At 61.8% G+C, this 16827-nt stretch carries 17 protein-coding genes; 7 read left to right on the top strand and 10 right to left on the bottom strand.

Going from position 1 to position 16827, the window contains the following annotated elements:
* Window positions 1-6 precede the first annotated feature (6 nt).
* On the top strand, window positions 7-1218 hold the full coding sequence (locus tag ACLH0H_RS07940) for a CynX/NimT family MFS transporter (RefSeq protein ID WP_411381612.1): 1212 nt from the start codon (window positions 7-9) through the stop codon (window positions 1216-1218).
* Here ACLH0H_RS07940 and ACLH0H_RS07945 read toward each other — a convergent pair.
* Entirely contained in the window at window positions 1139-2203 is a 1065-nt protein-coding gene (locus ACLH0H_RS07945) for a fatty acid desaturase (RefSeq protein ID WP_411381613.1), read from the bottom strand. The genes ACLH0H_RS07940 and ACLH0H_RS07945 overlap by 80 nt on opposite strands.
* A gap of 101 nt (window positions 2204-2304) precedes the next feature.
* Here ACLH0H_RS07945 and ACLH0H_RS07950 point away from each other — a divergent pair, with 101 nt between their 5' ends.
* Window positions 2305-3309 (top strand): AraC family transcriptional regulator, encoded by a 1005-nt coding sequence (locus ACLH0H_RS07950; RefSeq protein WP_411381614.1) that lies wholly within the window; start codon window positions 2305-2307, stop codon window positions 3307-3309.
* A gap of 144 nt (window positions 3310-3453) precedes the next feature.
* On the opposite strand, the gene ACLH0H_RS07955 is transcribed toward ACLH0H_RS07950, so the two are convergent.
* A complete protein-coding gene (locus ACLH0H_RS07955) occupies window positions 3454-3813 on the bottom strand; it encodes a response regulator (protein ID WP_411381615.1) in 360 nt (119 codons plus the stop codon).
* A gap of 100 nt (window positions 3814-3913) precedes the next feature.
* On the opposite strand from ACLH0H_RS07955, the gene ACLH0H_RS07960 reads away from it, so the two are divergent.
* A complete protein-coding gene (locus ACLH0H_RS07960; RefSeq protein ID WP_300628560.1) occupies window positions 3914-4387 on the top strand; it encodes a GlcG/HbpS family heme-binding protein in 474 nt (157 codons plus the stop codon).
* Between the two features lie 26 nt (window positions 4388-4413).
* On the top strand, window positions 4414-4824 hold the full coding sequence (gene uraH, locus ACLH0H_RS07965) for a hydroxyisourate hydrolase (protein WP_411381616.1): 411 nt from the start codon (window positions 4414-4416) through the stop codon (window positions 4822-4824).
* Window position 4825: 1 nt separating this feature from the next.
* Here uraH and ACLH0H_RS07970 read toward each other — a convergent pair whose 3' ends face one another.
* Entirely contained in the window at window positions 4826-5512 is a 687-nt protein-coding gene (locus tag ACLH0H_RS07970; RefSeq protein ID WP_411381617.1) for a Crp/Fnr family transcriptional regulator, read from the bottom strand.
* Between the two features lie 83 nt (window positions 5513-5595).
* On the opposite strand from ACLH0H_RS07970, the gene ACLH0H_RS07975 reads away from it, so the two are divergent.
* On the top strand, window positions 5596-6108 hold the full coding sequence (locus tag ACLH0H_RS07975; protein ID WP_411381618.1) for a DUF962 domain-containing protein: 513 nt from the start codon (window positions 5596-5598) through the stop codon (window positions 6106-6108).
* 111 nt (window positions 6109-6219) lie between these two features.
* On the opposite strand, the gene ACLH0H_RS07980 is transcribed toward ACLH0H_RS07975, so the two are convergent.
* From ACLH0H_RS07980 to dibA, 6 genes are all read right to left on the bottom strand, one after another.
* A complete protein-coding gene (locus tag ACLH0H_RS07980; RefSeq protein ID WP_076951536.1) occupies window positions 6220-7200 on the bottom strand; it encodes a sulfate/molybdate ABC transporter ATP-binding protein in 981 nt (326 codons plus the stop codon).
* Window positions 7201-7203: 3 nt separating this feature from the next.
* Window positions 7204-8076: a sulfate ABC transporter permease subunit CysW gene (gene cysW / locus ACLH0H_RS07985; protein ID WP_076951535.1), complete on the bottom strand. Its 873-nt coding sequence runs from the start codon at window positions 8074-8076 to the stop codon at window positions 7204-7206.
* 13 nt (window positions 8077-8089) lie between these two features.
* The gene (gene cysT, locus ACLH0H_RS07990; protein WP_076951534.1) at window positions 8090-8908 is read right to left on the bottom strand and encodes a sulfate ABC transporter permease subunit CysT; all 819 of its coding nucleotides are present in this window, start codon (window positions 8906-8908) and stop codon (window positions 8090-8092) included.
* Window positions 8909-9081: 173 nt separating this feature from the next.
* The gene (locus ACLH0H_RS07995; protein ID WP_411381619.1) at window positions 9082-10092 is read right to left on the bottom strand and encodes a sulfate ABC transporter substrate-binding protein; all 1011 of its coding nucleotides are present in this window, start codon (window positions 10090-10092) and stop codon (window positions 9082-9084) included.
* 161 nt (window positions 10093-10253) lie between these two features.
* Window positions 10254-10436, bottom strand: coding sequence for a sulfur starvation response protein OscA (gene oscA / locus ACLH0H_RS08000; RefSeq protein ID WP_010565387.1), 183 nt, complete (start codon window positions 10434-10436; stop codon window positions 10254-10256).
* 304 nt (window positions 10437-10740) lie between these two features.
* The gene (gene dibA, locus ACLH0H_RS08005) at window positions 10741-12654 is read right to left on the bottom strand and encodes a phosphodiesterase DibA (RefSeq protein WP_411381620.1); all 1914 of its coding nucleotides are present in this window, start codon (window positions 12652-12654) and stop codon (window positions 10741-10743) included.
* A gap of 166 nt (window positions 12655-12820) precedes the next feature.
* On the opposite strand from dibA, the gene desA reads away from it, so the two are divergent.
* A complete protein-coding gene (gene desA, locus ACLH0H_RS08010; RefSeq protein WP_411381621.1) occupies window positions 12821-14005 on the top strand; it encodes a delta-9 fatty acid desaturase DesA in 1185 nt (394 codons plus the stop codon).
* 188 nt (window positions 14006-14193) lie between these two features.
* Window positions 14194-15195: a sensor domain-containing diguanylate cyclase gene (locus tag ACLH0H_RS08015; protein ID WP_076951530.1), complete on the top strand. Its 1002-nt coding sequence runs from the start codon at window positions 14194-14196 to the stop codon at window positions 15193-15195.
* 244 nt (window positions 15196-15439) lie between these two features.
* Here ACLH0H_RS08015 and gabT read toward each other — a convergent pair whose 3' ends face one another.
* On the bottom strand, window positions 15440-16717 hold the full coding sequence (gene gabT, locus ACLH0H_RS08020; RefSeq protein WP_186687185.1) for a 4-aminobutyrate--2-oxoglutarate transaminase: 1278 nt from the start codon (window positions 16715-16717) through the stop codon (window positions 15440-15442).
* Between the last annotated feature and the right edge of the window lie 110 nt (window positions 16718-16827).

Below are 16827 nucleotides of genomic sequence, written 5' to 3' on the forward strand. Positions count from 1 at the left end.
GCATGCATGACCCTCAATAAATCCTTCGCCGGCTGGGCCTTGCTGGTAGTGCTCGGCCTGAACCTGCGGCCCATCCTCAGCTCCATCAGCCCATTGCTCGGCGAGATTCGCCAGGCCACCGGCCTGAGTTTCCAGAGCAGCGCCCTGCTTACCAGCCTGCCGGTGGTGTGCATGGGCCTGGTGGCACTGGTGGGTGTGCGCGTTGAAGCAAAGCTGGGTGAGCGGCGCGGCATCGCCTTGGGCCTGATGATGATTCTGCTGGCGTGCCTGGCCCGCTGGTTGATGGGCCAGGGCTCGGCGCTGCTGGTCACGGCCTTGCTTGGCGGTGCCGGCGTGGCGCTGATCCAGGCGTTGGTGCCGGCGATGATCAAGCGCGAGTTCCATTACCGCGTGCCGGTGGCGATGGGGGTGTACTCCGCGTCGTTGATGGCGGGTGGCGGGTTGGCGGCGCTGCTCAGCCCGGTGGTGGCCAGTCATTTCCAGCACTGGCAGGCCGGGCTCGGCGTGTGGTTGTTGCCAGCACTGGCGGCATTGCTGTTGTGGGCCTGGTTGCCGCTGGGCGCTGCGAAAAACCCATGGGTAGCCCCGGCATTCCAAGGCCTGCGCAATCGTCGCGCCTGGCTGCTGGCGCTGTATTTCGGCTTGGTGAACTGTGGTTATATGAGCCTGGTGGCGTGGCTGCCCGCCTACTATCAACAACTGGGCTGGGACGTATTGCCCAGTGGATCGCTGCTGGCCTTCATGACGATCTTCCAAGTGATCGCGGCGCTATTGATGCCTGTGCTGGCGCAACGCGGGGTCGACCGTCGGCCCCTGCTGTGGATCAGCCTGCTGGCCCAGACCCTTGGCTACCTCGGCCTGTTGATTGCACCGTTGCAGTTTCCCCATGTGTGGGTGGCGCTGTGCGGTTTCGGCCTGGGAGCGTGTTTCGCCCTCAGCCTGTTGCTGACCCTGGACCATCACCGCGACCCGCGACAAGCCGGGCAACTGGCGGCGTTCGTGCAGGGCGTGGGCTTTTTGATCAATGCGGTTTCGCCGTGGTTGACCGGCTGGCTGCGCGAAGTCACCGGCAGCTTTGTCAGCGCCTGGATCGTGCTGACCGTGACGGCGGTCGCGATGCTGGTGGTAACGCGGGTATTCAACCCGGCGACGTACCGTCCTGCGCCCGCGCCAGTGGTTCAAGCCGATTTGCCCGCGCAAACGTTCCGAAGTCATTGAAACGCACCCCCATCTCAGCCATGACTTTATGCGCCACCCCGGCGGTGAGCTGGCGGATGTAGAACGGCTCCTTCACCACAAAATGGTGGATGCCATGGGTGCTGCCGAAATTGAAGCAGAACGCTTGCAGCGGCCACATCCACCAGGGGTTCAGCACTTGGGTCTGCTGGATCACATTGCCCAGCTCCACATCGCCGTAGTAGTGCATGTTGGAGCTGACGAAGTGCAGGCAAAACGTGCGCAGCACATTGGGGCCGATGATCACCACGGCGGCGATGTCGATCACCTGCATCATCTGCAAAGTGCCCGCTGACCATTCGATGGGCGCGCCCAGCAGGTTGGCGATGCCGTTGGCGGCATGAAAGCCGAGGAACACATACCACGCGCCCCAATGCAGCAGCGCCAGCGGTGCATACACCAGCAACACACGCTTGAGAATGCTGAACCTGTGCCGCCAGGTCTTGGCGCGCAGCAGGCGGATCAGGGCCGACATCATGTTGTCGCCCACCATCAGCAACCGCGGGATGCCCCAGGGCTCGCCGTTGGTGATCGCGCGTTCCTCCATATCGGCCTCGGTACCGGAGACCTTGTGATGGTTGAGGTGCAAGTGCCGGCGAATCCACGGGTTGATCGTGCTTGGCCGCGCCAGCCACACCAGACCCATCATCAGGTTGTGTGCCACGCGCTGCTTGCGAAAATACATGCTATGGATCAAGTCATGTTCCAGCTCATGGGTCAGTGAGGCGAAGAACGCATTGAGCAGCAGGCACGCCCACCAGGCCATATGCCCGGAGATGTAGAGGGCCGCCGAGCCGATCATGCCGACCAGCGCAAACGCCAGGATCCCCGCCCCCAGCGCATCCTGATGCAGCAGCCAGGGATGTTGCCGACGCAGTCGCACGCCCTCGGCCAGCACCACTTCACGGATATGCGCCGCGCGTTGCTGTGCATTCATCCGCTGGGGACTTGCAGAAGTACCGTCCATGCTTCCATCCTCTGGTCTGTTGATGCTCACATCCTGCCCCAAGCGATCAGGCAGGACGCTAGCCCCGCACGCCAACCTGTTGACCGCAAGCGCCAATCGCCATGACCGAACCCACCTCCCTCGCCAGCTGGACCCGCGCCCTGCGCAAGCAGCTCGACGCCCTGGGCCTCGACAGTGCCGCGCTGTGCACGCAGGCCGGGCTCGACCCGCAGCGCATGGACGACCCCAACGCACGTTATCCGCTGTCGGCCACCACGCGCCTGTGGGCTTTGGCGGTGCAGGCCAGCGGCGATCCGGCCATCGGCTTGCGGGTGTCGCGGTTTGTCAGCCCCACCACGTTTCACGCGTTGGGGTATGCCTTGGTCGCCAGTGGCAGCTTGCGTGAAGTGTTCGAGCGCATCGTGCGTTATCACCAGGTGGTCAGCGATGCCCTGACCCTGGAACTTAGCCGTGAAGGTGAGCGTTACCGCTTTCGCCTGTTGCAGCCATCGGGCAGCCCGGCACCGGCACTTGAAGCCATTGATGCGTTCGCGGCGATTTATGTGCGCACCTGCCGCAACCGCCTGGGCCGCGACTACGCGCCGCTGGCGGTATACCTGCGACGGCCGCAGCCGGCCGATCCCCAGCCGTGGCACAGGGTGTTTCGCGCGCCGGTATTCTTCGGCGCCGAGGAGGACCGATTGGAGTTCGCCGCCCAGGATTTCGACAGCCACCTGGACGATGCCAACCCCGAGCTGGCCGAGCACAACGAAACCGTGCTCAAGCGCACCCTCGCCCAACTGCAACCGCTGACCTGGGAACGCAAGGTGCGCGCGGCCATCGAGGCGCAACTGCCGGAGGGCGAGCCAGCTGCCGAGCGCATCGCCCAGGCCTTGCACCTGAGCCTGCGCAGCTTGCAGCGGCATCTCGCCGATGAAGGCTGCCGGTTTGATGCATTGCTCAATGAATGCCGGGAGAACCTGGCGTTGCTGCATTTGCGCGATCCGCAGTGCTCATTGGCCGAGGTGAGTCATTTATTGGGGTTTGCCGACACCAGCAGCTTCAACCGGGCGTTCAAGCGCTGGACGGGGATGACGCCGGGGCAGTTCAGGGAGGGGTTGCGGTAGATAGGCTTGTAGTGTTTTTAAGGGCCTCTTCGCGAGCAAGCCCGCTCCCACAGTTGACCGCATTCCAACGCTGGAACTCGGTCACCTGTGGGAGCGGGCTTGCTCGCGAAAGCGCCGGAACAGGCACTGCAGTCTCCAGATGAATCAGCGCCCTCGACGCAACAATTTCCTCACCCGCGCCACCAACGCCTTGGCGTCGAACGGCTTGAGCAAGTAATCATCCTCATGCAATTCCAGCCCACGCAGGCGATCTTCAATTCCGCCCGGCGTGGTCAGGAACAGCACCGGCGTCTGGCCCTTCTGCCGAATCGCCTGCTGCAGCTTCCAGGCATTGAGCCCCGGCAACATCACGTCCAGGATCACCAAGTCGTATTCGGTGCTTTCCACAAACCGCTGGGCGGCCATGCCGTTGGCCGCCACCTCCACGCCGAAACCGGCTTCGCTCAGGCCCTGGGCCATGCGTTGCGCCAGTTGCGGCTGGTCTTCCACTAACAACACCTGCATGCCTTACCTCTGGGTTTGATTACAAACCTGTCATCAAATTGTGCGGCTTTTGACCACGTCCACTGGCTACCGTGACGGCCTGTCTTTTGGAGCGTTCACCATGTTTCGCACTGCCTTGTTCCTGAGCCTCGCCGTGGCGACTGCCGCTCAAGCGACGCCACAACTGCCACGCCACGCCGAGCTGGATTTACGCACCGCCCGCCAATTGGCCGATGCCAGCCTGGCTCACTGCAACGCCGCGCTGACCGTCCTCGACCGCGGCGGCAACTTGTTGCTGAGTTTGCGCGCTGACGGCGTCGGCCCACACAACAGCCTCGCCAGCCAGCGCAAGGCCTACACGGCGTTGTCGACCAAAACCCCGACCCGGCTGTTTGCCGAGCGTGCGCGCAACAACCCCGAGGCCGCCAACCTTAACAGCTTGCCTGAATTGCTGTTGCTCGGCGGTGGCGTGCCGCTGTTCGCCGAGGCCGAACTGGTCGGCGCGCTGGGCATCGCCGGTGCCGGCGGCGCAGCGCAGGACGAAGCCTGCGCCGTACAGGCCGCCGAGCAACTGGGCTTGAAAATCACCCCTTGATTCCCCCTGCCAAAAAGGACTTCTCGATGAAAACCCTAAGCATGACCCTCGCCGCCCTCAGCCTGAGCGGCTTGTGTAACCTGGCCCTGGCCGCTGGCAACCCGCTGAGCGTGCATGTGCTCAACCTGGAAAATGGCCTGCCAAGCGCCGGCGTCAGCGTCACCCTGGAAGAACACGTGGGCGACCAATGGCAGTCGCTGTCCCAAGGCGTGACCAACCAACAGGGGCGCATCGCCGAGCTGTTCCCCGCCGATCACAGCATGAAGCCGGGCGAGTACCGCGTGGTATTCAAGACCGGCGATTACTACAAAAAAGCCAATCGCGAGACGTTCTTCCCCGAAGTGCCGGTGATCTTCCAGGTCAAGCAGGCCGACCAGCATTACCACATTCCGCTATTGCTCAGCCCGTACGGCTTTTCCACCTATCGCGGCTCGTAGTTCATAGGCCTGCGGCCTGCCGCAGGCCCTGCAAATCCAGCACCTCAATCGCACCATAACTCAGGCCGATGATGCCCTGTTGCTCCAGCGCCTTGAGCAGGCTGTTGGTGGTCTGGCGCGACAGGCCCAGCATCGCTGCCAGATCCTCCTGAGGCAGTTGCAGTGTGCGGCGCGCCGGGTCGATCTCGCCGTAGCCTTCGGCGATCATCAGCAGCCGGTGGGCCAGGCGCGCCGACGCGGGCATCAGGCTCATCTGCTCGATGTTGATCAACGACAGGCGCAATTTGTGGCTCATCAACAGGGCCACGTCGCGCCAGTACACCGGCTGCTTGGCGAGGATGTCGAGCATCGACGCCTGCGGTACCTGTAAAAGTGTGCACGGCCCCATGGCCAGGGCATCGTGGGTGCGCGGCAGGTTATCGAACAGGCAGATTTCGCCGAACCAGTAAGGCGTTTCCACCAGACTCAATACCGCCTCCTTACCCTGGGCATTCACCGCGCTGATGCGCACCGCGCCGTCCAGCACTGCATACAACCCACACGGCGGATCGCCGCGCTTGAACAGCGACTGCCCCGCCGTCAGCGAGCGCAACCGCGCGGCCACCAGCAGGCTACGCTGTAGATCGACAGGCAGATGGCTGAACCAGTGCCCGCTGGCCAGACGGGCGTGCCATTTCTCTGCATCCATGGGAACTCCGAAGATTGTCGCCCAGCTGACAGTTCACCACAGGCTGACAGGGCATGATCAAGCATCCTACAGGAGGAATAACAATGAAAAGCCTCGTCGACCACCTCAGCCAATACGCCGCCTACCACCGCGACCCGCGCAATATCGCCAGCCACTTTATTGGCATTCCGCTGATCGTGGTCGCCGTCGCCGTGCTGCTGTCGCGCCCCGAATGGGCAGTGGCTGGCCTGTGGATTTCACCGGCGGTGATTGTCGCGCTGTTGTCGACGTGGTTTTACCTGCGCCTGGAACTGGCGTTGGGCCTGCTGATGACGTTGCTGATGGGATTGTCGGTATGGGCCGGGCATGTATTGGCGGCGCAGAGCACCACGGTATGGCTGAGCAGTGGGGTGGGGATGTTTGTGGTGGGCTGGGTGATTCAGTTTGTCGGGCACTACTACGAGGGCAAGAAGCCGGCGTTTGTCGATGATGTGTCGGGGCTGATTGTGGGGCCGTTGTTTGTGGTGGCGGAGTTGGCGTTTTTACTGGGGTTGCGGCAGGGGCTCAAGCAGCAGATCGAGCAGCGCTCCGGGCCGGTCCTGCTGCGCTCGGTCTAAAAATGTGGGAGCGGGCTTGCTCGCGAAAGCGGTGGGCCAGTCGATCTATCTGGTGACTGACACTCCGCCTTCGCGAGCAAGCCCGCTCCCACATTGGGTGTTGCGGTGTGGCTAGGCTTTTTGCCAGACCTTGGGCTTGAAGAACAAGGTCTCGCCACGGGCCAGGCCGGTCAGGCTGTCATGGTCTTTCACCACTTCAGCTTCGATCAGCTCGGGCTGGCCTTCCACCTTGAGCGTCACTCGCGTGGTCGCGCCCAGTGGGCGAATATCACGCACTTCGGCCGCATGGTGATCCTCCAGTTCATGCCGCGACAGCGACACTTCGTGCGGACGGAACAGCAGGTGTTTGTCTTCACCCAGGTGCAGACGGTTGGAGTCGCCGAGGAAGTGGTAGACGAAATCGCTGGCCGGGTTTTCGTAGACTTCACCCGGTGAGCCGATCTGCTCGATCACGCCCTTGTTCATCACCACGATGCGGTCGGCAACCTCCATGGCCTCTTCCTGGTCGTGGGTCACGAACACCGAGGTCAGGTTGATGTCTTCGTGCAGGCGCGCCAGCCAGCGGCGCAGTTCCTTGCGCACCTTGGCGTCTAGAGCGCCGAACGGCTCGTCCAGCAGCAGCACTTTGGGTTCAACCGCCAGGGCGCGGGCCAGGGCGATACGCTGGCGCTGGCCACCGGAGAGTTGTTCCGGGTAGCGGTCCGACAGCCAATCCAACTGCACCATGTTCAGCAGTTCATGCACCTTGACCGCGATCTGGCTTTCGCTCGGGCGCTGGTTTTTCGGTTTCATGCGCAGGCCGAACGCCACGTTGTCGAACACGCTCATGTGGCGGAACAACGCATAGTGCTGGAACACAAACCCGACGTTGCGATCACGCACATCATGGCCGGAGACGTCTTCGCCGTGGAACACGATGCTGCCGTCATCCGGGGTTTCCAGGCCTGCAATGATGCGCAGCAAGGTGGTCTTGCCACAGCCGGACGGGCCCAGCAACGCCACCAGCTCGCCACTCTGGATGTCCAGATTGATGCTGTTGAGGGCCTTGAAGGCGTTGAAATTCTTGCTGACATTACGGACTTCGATCGACATGACTTATTCCTCACCGGCGCTGTTGCGCAGGCGGTTGATACGGTTCTCGCTCCACTGCTTGAGCAGCAGGATGAAGAGCGCCAGGATCAGCAACAGGCTGGCCACCGCAAACGCGGCGACGTGGTTGTATTCGTTGTAGAGAATCTCGACATGCAGCGGCAGGGTGTTGGTGACGCCGCGAATGTGGCCGGACACCACCGACACCGCGCCGAACTCACCCATGGCCCGCGCGGTACACAGCACCACGCCGTAGATCAGGCCCCACTTGATATTCGGCACGGTGACATGCCAGAACATCTGCCAGCCATTGGCGCCCAGCAGGCGCGCGGCCTCTTCTTCCTGGGTGCCCTGTTCCTGCATCAGCGGGATCAGCTCACGGGCCACAAAGGGCACGGTGACGAAGATGGTCGCCAGCACGATACCGGGCAAGGCGAATACGATCTGGATGTCGTGGTCCTGCAACCACGGGCCGAAGAAGCCCTGGGCGCCGAACATCAGTACGTAGACCAGGCCCGCGATCACCGGCGACACCGAGAACGGCAGGTCGATCAGCGTCACCAGGATGCTTTTGCCACGGAACGAGTACTTGCTCACGCACCAGGCGGCGCTGACGCCGAATACCACATTGAGCGGCACCGAAATCAGCACGGCGATCACCGTGAGTTTCAGCGCCGACAACGCGTCGGGTTCGAGGATGGCGGTAAAGAACGCGCCAAGGCCGTTTTTCAGGCCCTGGGTCACCACGATCAGCAGCGGCAACAGCAGAAACAGGACGAACACCAGCCAGCCAAGGCCGATCAGGATACGTCGCGACACCGCGCTGCCACGGCGGGCGGCGTTGGCCGAGGACGCGGCGGAAATAGACGATTGGGACATGTTCCGCGCCTCCTTATGGACGTTCGATGCGCCGCTGCAACAAGTTGATCAGCAGCAGCAATACAAAGGAAACCACCAGCATCAGCACGCCGATGGACGTGGCGCCGCGATAGTCGTATTGGTCGAGCTTGACCATGATCAGCAGCGGCAGGATCTCGGTTTTCATCGGCATGTTGCCGGCGATGAAGATCACCGAACCGTACTCACCGACGCCACGGGCAAACGCCAGGGCGAAACCGGTCAACCAGGCCGGCAGCAACGCAGGCACCAGGATGTAGCGGAACACCTGCAGCGGCTTGGCGCCCAGGCAGGCGGCGGCTTCTTCGACTTCCCGGGGGATGTCGGCCAGTACCGGCTGCACCGTGCGCACCACGAACGGCAACGTGACAAAGGTCAGCGCCAGGGTGATGCCCAAGGGGGTGTAGGCGATCTTAAAGCCCAGGTCGGCAGCGAACTGGCCGACAAAGCCGTTCGGCGCGTACAAGGCCGTCAGGGCGATACCGGCCACGGCGGTGGGCAGGGCGAACGGCAGGTCGATCATCGCGTCGATGATCTTGCGGCCGGGGAAGGTGTAGCGCACCAGCACCCAGGCCAGCAGCGTGCCGATCACGCCGTTGATCAGCGCTGCGTACAACGCGGTGCTGAAGCTCAGTTTCAATGCCGCCAGCACGCGCGGTGCGGAAATGATGGCCCAGAACTGATCCCAGGTGAGTTGGGCGGCGTGGACAAACATCGCCGCCAGCGGGATGAGTACGATCAGGCTGAGGTACACGACGGTGTAGCCCAGCGTCAGCCCGAAGCCGGGTATGACGGGGGAGGTACGACGCGACATAAGAGTCCTTGGTTAAAGGGTAAACACCACTGCACGTTTCTGTGGACACTGGCTTGTGTGGGAGCCGGGCTTGCCCGCGATGCAGGCACCTCGGTGTATCAGTCACACCTCGGTGATGCCATCGCAGGCAAGCCAGCTCCCACAGAAAAGCGGATCCCTATAGATACTTTGGCTTACTGCGCCGTGTAGATCTGGTCGAACACGCCACCGTCGTTAAAGAATTTCGGTTGGGCAGTTTTCCAGCCGCCGAAGTCTTTGTCGATAGTCACCAGGTCCAGTTTCGGGAACTGCGGGGCGTATTTGGCGGCGACTTTCTCATCGCGTGGGCGGTAGAAGTTTTTCGCCGCAATTTCCTGGCCGGCCGGGCTGTACAGGTGCTTGAGGTATTCGGTCGCGATTGCGGTGTTGCCCTTTTTCTCGGCGTTCTTGTCGACCACGGCCACTGGCGGCTCCGCGAGGATCGACAGCGAAGGCACGACGATGTCGAACTTGTCGGCGCCGCCGTCTTCTTTCAGGGCCAGGAAGGCTTCGTTTTCCCAGGCCAGCAACACGTCGCCCTGACCGTTGTTGACGAAGGTGATGGTTGAACCGCGGGCACCGGTGTCCAGCACCGGCACGTGCTTGAACAGCTCCTTGACGTATTCCTGGGCCTTGGCTTCGCTGCCACCGGCTTTCAGGCCGTAGGCCCAGGCGGCAAGGAAGTTCCAGCGGGCGCCGCCGGAGGTCTTCGGGTTCGGCGTGATCACCGACACGTCTTTCTTGATCAGGTCGCCCCAATCCTTGATGCCTTTGGGGTTGCCCTTGCGCACCAGGAACACGATGGTCGAGGTGTACGGGGTGCTGGCATCCGGCAGGCGAGTCTGCCAATTTTCCGGGAGCGTCTTGCCCAGCTTGGCAACTTCGTCGATGTCACCCGCCAGCGCCAGGGTGACCACGTCGGCGCGCAGGCCATCGATCACAGCCCGGGCCTGCTTGCCCGAACCACCGTGGGATTGCTGGATCTTGACGGTGTCGCCGGGGTGGGACTGTTTCCAGAAGCTGGTGAACTCAGCGTTGTAGTCCTGGTACAGCTCACGGGTAGGGTCGTACGAGACGTTGAGCAACTCGTAGTCCTTGGCAACCGCGGAACCTGCAAACACGGCGCTGGCCAGGGCGGCCAGGGCATAACGGCGAATCGACGACATAGAAGCTCCTGAAATTCTGGGGTGTTGGCCGCCCTTGTAGGAGCGAGCTTGCTCGCGAAAAAACCTGAGGCCAACGCGAGTTACCTGATAGCGCTGCGTCATCGTTAAAGGTTTTCGCGAGCAAGCTCGCTCCTACAGGGGCTTATTCTTATAGTTGTTGCTTAGGCGGGCTTGTTACCCGGGTTCTGCAGGCGGAATTTTTCTTTGCGTTCAATCTGCACGACTTGCGCGTTGTGCACCGTGATTTCCACCGCGCCAAACCGCAGATCGCGCAGGGCGCTCTGGATCTCGCGCAAAATGGCTGCTTCGTCCTGGCCGTCAACGCTACGTAGAGATGCGCTCATGGTCTCGCTCCTGAAATGAAGATGCCTGCACAGTGGTGGCACTGCTTGCGGCGTGAGGGCGATAGTAGATAAGCGCGGATATTCTTAAAAATACTATTTAAGAATGTTTATATAACAAAAAAGAATTTTTTGTTTGGACGTGGGGTTAGATGCAGGTTTCGTTTTGAGATGCAGGCGTCAAACCTGAAGAGATTCCAATGTGGGAGCGGGCTTGCTCGCGAAAGCGGAGTGTCAGTCACTGAAGATGTCGACTGAGCTACCGCATTCGCGAGCAAGCCCGCTCCCACATTTTTTTGACCGCATTTCAAGTTCTAATGACGGGTGTTGTCGACCAATCTATCTCTTCTGCCGGCACCGGCCGGCCGAACCAATATCCCTGGCCCATATCGCATTGCTGGTCGAGCAGAAACCGCGCCTGCTCTACCTGCTCGATCCCCTCGGCATGCACCTGCATGCCCATGCTTTTGGCCAGGGCGATCACCACGCGCACAATCGCCGCGTCATCTTCGTCCCACGGCAGCCCGGCGACGAAACCCTGGTCGATCTTGAGTTTCTGTACCGGCAGGCGCTTGAGGCGCAGCAATGAGGAATAGCCGGTGCCAAAGTCATCGATGGCCAGGCGCAGGCCCAGTTCGCGCAGGCGGTGCATCTGCTCCAGGGCGACCTCCGGGTCTTGCATCACGGCGCTTTCGGTGACCTCCAGTTCAAGAAACGCCGGGTCCAGGCCGGTTTCATGTAGCACCTGGGCGACCTGCGCATACAGCTCGCGCCGCGCAAACAGGCGGCTGGACACGTTGACGGCGATGAAACTCAAGGGCGCGCCCTGGGACAACCATTGGCACATTTGCCGGCAGGCTTGGTGCATGACCCAGGCATCGATCTCGGCGATCAACCCGGTGCGTTCGGCAATGGGGATGAACTCGACCGGTGGCACCAGGCCGCGCTCCGGGTGCTGCCAGCGCACCAACGCCTCGACGCCGATCAAGCGACCGCCGTGCAGCTCATGCACCGGTTGGTAATAGACGCAGAGCTCCTGCCACTCAAGGGCGCGGCGCAATTCGCTGGCGATTTCCACACGGTTCTGCGCGTGAGCGGTGAGCTCTTCGGTGTACAACGCATAGCCTTCGCGACCAGCGCTCTTGGCCTTGAACAGCGCGGAATCGGCGTTACGCAGCAGTTGTTCGGCGCTCAGGGCGTCGTTGGGGAAGAGGCTGATACCGATACTGGCGCTGATAAACAGTTGGTGGCCATCAAAGATGAACGGTTGTTTCATCGTCTCCAAAATACGTTGCGCCAGGCCGCCGGCCTGGGCCAGCTGTGGACAACTTTCCGCCAGCACGGCGAACTCATCGCCGCCCAGGCGCGCCAGGGTCACACCCGGGCCGAGCAATGCCGTGAGCCGTTCGCCCACCAGTTTGAGCAACTGGTCACCGACGTTATGGCCAAGGCTGTCGTTGATGATCTTGAAGTGGTCCAGGTCCAGCAACAGCAGGGCGCACCCGCGCTTGTGCAGTTGCGCCGAGGCCAGCGCCTGCTCGGCGCGGTCGGTGAACAGCAGGCGGTTGGGCAGGTCGGTCAGCGGGTCGTGGTGCGCAAGGTGGGCCAGTTCGTGCTCGGAGTCCTTGATGGCGCTGATGTCGGAAAACACCGCGACGTAATGCGAGACCTGGCCTTGGTCATCGAAGATCACCCGAATGGTTTGCCACTGTGGATAAATCTCCCCGCTTTTGCGTCGATTCCAGATTTCCCCGCTCCATTCGCCGGTGCGCGCCAGGCTCTGGAACATCTCCTGATAAAAATTCGACGAATGGCGCCCGGACTTGAACAGGCTCGGCTGCTGGCCCATGACGTCTTCGCGCTGGTAGCCGGTGATCGCCATAAAGGCCCGATTAACGTGGACAATCAGCCCCTGCGCGTCGGTCACCAGCACGCCTTCGCGGGTGCAGTCGAACACCGCGGCGGCCTGGCGCAGGCGCTCGCGGTTTTCCTTGAGGGGTTGCAGCAACTGGCTGGCACGGGCAAACCGGGCGCAAAGCAGGGAAATCGCCACGGCACTGAGGGCCACCCACACATAGCCGCGAACCTGCAGCCAATCGGTCAGCTCACTCGGGTTATCGAGAAATTCGATCAATATCGGGGGCGTGAGGCTTATCCACAACACGGAAACCAGCAGGTAGACCAGCCCCGCACGCAGGGCACCTCGGTATGAAAACAGCATATGGTCAGTAATCCTTACCAAAAAAACAGAATCGCCCTACAAAGGCTGCGGATTATAGAATAAGAAACATCCAGTCACTTCTATCTGAAAGGGCGGCTGGTTTTCTGTGTAGGCTTAGTGATAATGCGTGAGCTGTTTTTTTCTTTATCTGAGGGCCATACAGCCTATGTGGTACAACGGTTTTCTTGACCTGTCAGCCTGGCAACTGGTGGCGGTCACTCTGTTGATGACCCACGTGACCATTATTGCGGTCACGGTCTATCTGCATCGTTATTCAGCCCATCGCTCCCTGGAGCTCAATGCCGGCCTGAAACACTTCTTCCGCTTCTGGCTGTGGTTGACCACGGCGCAGAACACCCGCGAGTGGACCGCCATCCACCGCAAGCATCACGCCAAGTGCGAAACCGTCGACGACCCGCACAGCCCGGTGATCAAAGGCCTGTCCACCGTACTGCGCAAAGGCGCCGAGCTGTACCGCAGCGAGGCCGAGAACCCCGAGACCCTGCGTATCTACGGCAAGAACTGCCCGGACGACTGGCTCGAGCGCAAGGTCTACACCCCCTATCCACTGCTGGGCGTGGCGATCATGGGCGTGATCGACCTGCTGCTGTTCGGCACCATCGGCATCACGATCTGGGCGATCCAGATGATGTGGATTCCGTTCTGGGCCGCCGGCGTGATCAATGGCCTGGGCCATGCCGTGGGTTATCGCAACTTCGAATGCCGTGACGCGGCGACCAATCTGGTGCCATGGGGCATTATCGTGGGTGGCGAAGAGCTGCATAACAACCATCACACCTACCCCAACTCCGCCAAGCTGTCGGTGAAAAAATGGGAGTTCGACCTGGGCTGGGCGTGGATCAAGGTATTCAGCTTCCTGCGCCTGGCCAAGGTGCAACGCGTCGCCCCTATCGCCCATCGCGTGGAAGGCAAGGGCCACCTGGACATGGACACCGCCATGGCGATCCTCAACAACCGCTTCCAGATCATGGCCCAGTACCGCAAGCTGGTGATCGGCCCGCTGGTCAAACAGGAGCTGGAAAAGGTCGATCACTCGGTGCGCCACCAGTTCCACCGCGCCAAGCGCCTGCTGTCGCGAGAAACCAGCTTGCTGGACGACCGCCATCACCTGCGCATCCAGGGCATGCTCGAACACAGCCAGGCCCTGAAGGTGATCTACGAAAAGCGCCTGGCGCTGCAGCAGATCTGGCTGAAGACCAGTTCGAATGGCCACGATATGCTCGCCGCCATCAAGGAATGGGTGCACGAAGCCGAGGCCAGCGGCATCCAGTCCCTGCGGGACTTCGCCCATCAATTGAAAACCTATTCGCTGCGCCCTGTAACCGTATGAGGGTAAGGTGGGAGGGCATTCCCTCCCACCCCGCAGCTTTTTGGCGTCATTTCTCGGTCACCGGCAATCGGTCCTGTTGACGGAACTTCACTGCAATTCGCCTCTCTCAATGAACACTTCGCCATCATGGTGGCCCCTTGTTGTGACCGCTGCTCCACCTTGCGGCGCGCCCAGAGAGAGTTGTGCCGATGGTTCACGAAAAGCCTTGTTTGCCTGATCCACCCGTCGCTGAACACCCGCGTCCGGCTGCGGCTTCAACCCTGCTGGCGCTGGTGCATGCACAGGGTGAGGTCGAGCGCTTGAGTGAACGCGAACAACTGCTGAGTTCGCTGCTGGTCAGCGTCAATGCGGTGCTGTGGGCCATCGACTGGGAGACCCGCCGCGTACTCTACGTGAGTCCCGCCTATGAGCGGATATTCGGACGCTCCGCCGGCCTGCTGCTTGCCGACTATCGGGAATGGCGCAACAGCATCCACCCCGAAGACCTCGACTACGCCGAACACAGCCTGGCCCGCGTGCTGGAAACCGGCACCGTGGAGGACCGCGAGTACCGCATCATCACCGCCGACGGGCAGATCCGCTGGTTGAGCGACAAGTGTTACATCAACCAGCAGGCCGACCCCGACGAACCGCTGGTGGTGGTGGGCATGGCCGAAGACATCACCGAAAAGAAGCAGATGGAGCTGGAGTTGCACCGTCTGGCCACCACCGACGTGCTGACCCAGAGCAGCAACCGCCGGCACTTCTTCGAATGCGCCAACCAGGCCTTCGACAGCGCCTGCGCCCAAGGCGCGCCGCTGGCCTTCCTGCTGCTGGACATCGATGACTTCAAGGACGTCAACGACACCTACGGCCACCTCGAAGGCGACCAGGTCTTGCGCCGTATCGCCGAGAGCGGTCGCAGCGTATTGCGCCGTGGCGACCTGTTCGGGCGCATTGGCGGCGAAGAATTTGCAGCCGTGCTACCCGGTTGCTCGCCGGAAATGGCCCTGCAAGTCGCCGAGCGGCTGGGCAAGGAGATCCAGGCGCTGAGCTTCAGTTATGCGGGCCAGGCCTTCAGCGTGACCATCAGCCAGGGCCTTGCCAGCCTCACCGAACAAGACTCGACGCTGGACAATTTATTCGCCCGGGCCGACACCGCCATGTACGAGGCCAAGCGTTTGGGCAAGAACCGCGTGGTGGCGGGCTAAGCAACTGTTTGACGTTGTAGTGAGCGGGCTTGCCCCGCGCTGGGCTGCGAAGCGGCCCCAAACCAGGCGACCTAATTTTATCTGGAGTTCGGCGGTGTCTTTAATTGGGACCGCTTCGCAGGCCAGCGCGGGGCGAGCCCGCTCACTACAAGAGCTTTGGAATGTTGTGTAGCGTTCAAGATTTCTCCCAGACATAAAAAACCCGCCGAAGCGGGTTTTTTATGTCGATCAGGCAAGCCTGCGCTTACAGCTCGGAGAAGCACTCTTCAATGATCGCCAAGCCTTTGTCCAACTGCTCGTCCGGCGAGGTCAGCGGCACCAGTACGCGCAGCACGTTGCCATACGTACCGCAGGACAACAGGATCAGCCCCTTGTCACGCGCCTTGGCCACCACCGAGGCAACCGCCGCCGCGTTTGGCTTGTGGCTGTCGCCATTCTCGAACAGCTCGACCGCGATCATCGCGCCCAGGGCACGCACTTCGCCGATGACCGGGTACTTGGCCTGGATCGCCTTGAGGCCAGTGACCAAGCGCTCGCCCACCGCCTTGCAGCGGTCCAGCAGGTGCTCTTCTTCAAACACCTCCATCACCGCCAGCGCGGCCGCGCAAGCGATCGGGCTACCGGCGTAGGTGCCGCCCAGGCCGCCTGGGGCGATGGCGTCCATGTATTCGGCCTTGCCGCACACACCGGCCAGCGGGAAACCGCCGGCGATGGATTTGGCGAAGGTGGTCAGGTCGGCGGCAACGCCCATCTGCTCCATGGCGAAGAAGGTACCGGTACGGCCGGCACCGGTTTGCACTTCGTCGGCGATCAGCAGGATGCCGTGCTTGTCGCACAGCTCGCGCAGGCGCTTCATGAAGGACTTGGGCGCGACGTAGAAACCGCCTTCGCCCTGCACCGGCTCGATAATGATCGCAGCGATATCACGCGGCTCGGCGTCGTTCTTGAAAATGCGCTCGATGCTGGCGATGGCGTCGTCGTCGCTCACACCGTGCAGTTCATTCGGGAACAGCGCACGGAACACGCCGCCAGGCATCAAGCCCATGCCGGCCGAGTACGGCACGACTTTACCGGTGAGGCCCAGGGTCATCATGGTGCGGCCATGGTAGGCACCGGTGAACGCGATCACGCCGGCACGGCCGGTGGCGGCACGCGCGATCTTCACGGCGTTTTCCACCGCTTCGGAACCGGTGGTGACCAGCAGGGTTTTCTTGGCGAAATCACCTGGGACCTTGGCGTTGATTTTTTCGCACAGCTCCACGTATGGCTCGTAGGCCAGGACCTGGAAGCAGGTGTGAGTCAGCTTGTTCAGCTGTTCGGTCACGGCGGCGATGATTTTCGGGTGCACGTGGCCGGTGTTCAGCACGGCGATACCGCCGGCGAAGTCGATGAACTCGCGACCTTCAACGTCGGTCACGGTGGCGTTCTTCGCGGATTCGGCGAAGATCGGGTGAATCTGGCCAACACCGCGCGGTACAGCGGCTTCGCGGCGTTTCATCAGGGAAGCGTTGGTCTTGCTCATAAAGTCCTCATTCGCCGCTCATCGGGCGGCGTGGCTCAAGGATAGGTGGCGGGGAGGCAACTACGGCAGCATGCGATGATCGACTGCCACAGCTTTCCCGGCCACTGCGA

This window comes from Pseudomonas sp. MPB26, assembly GCF_046605355.1.
GTDB lineage: Bacteria > Pseudomonadota > Gammaproteobacteria > Pseudomonadales > Pseudomonadaceae > Aquipseudomonas > Aquipseudomonas cedrina.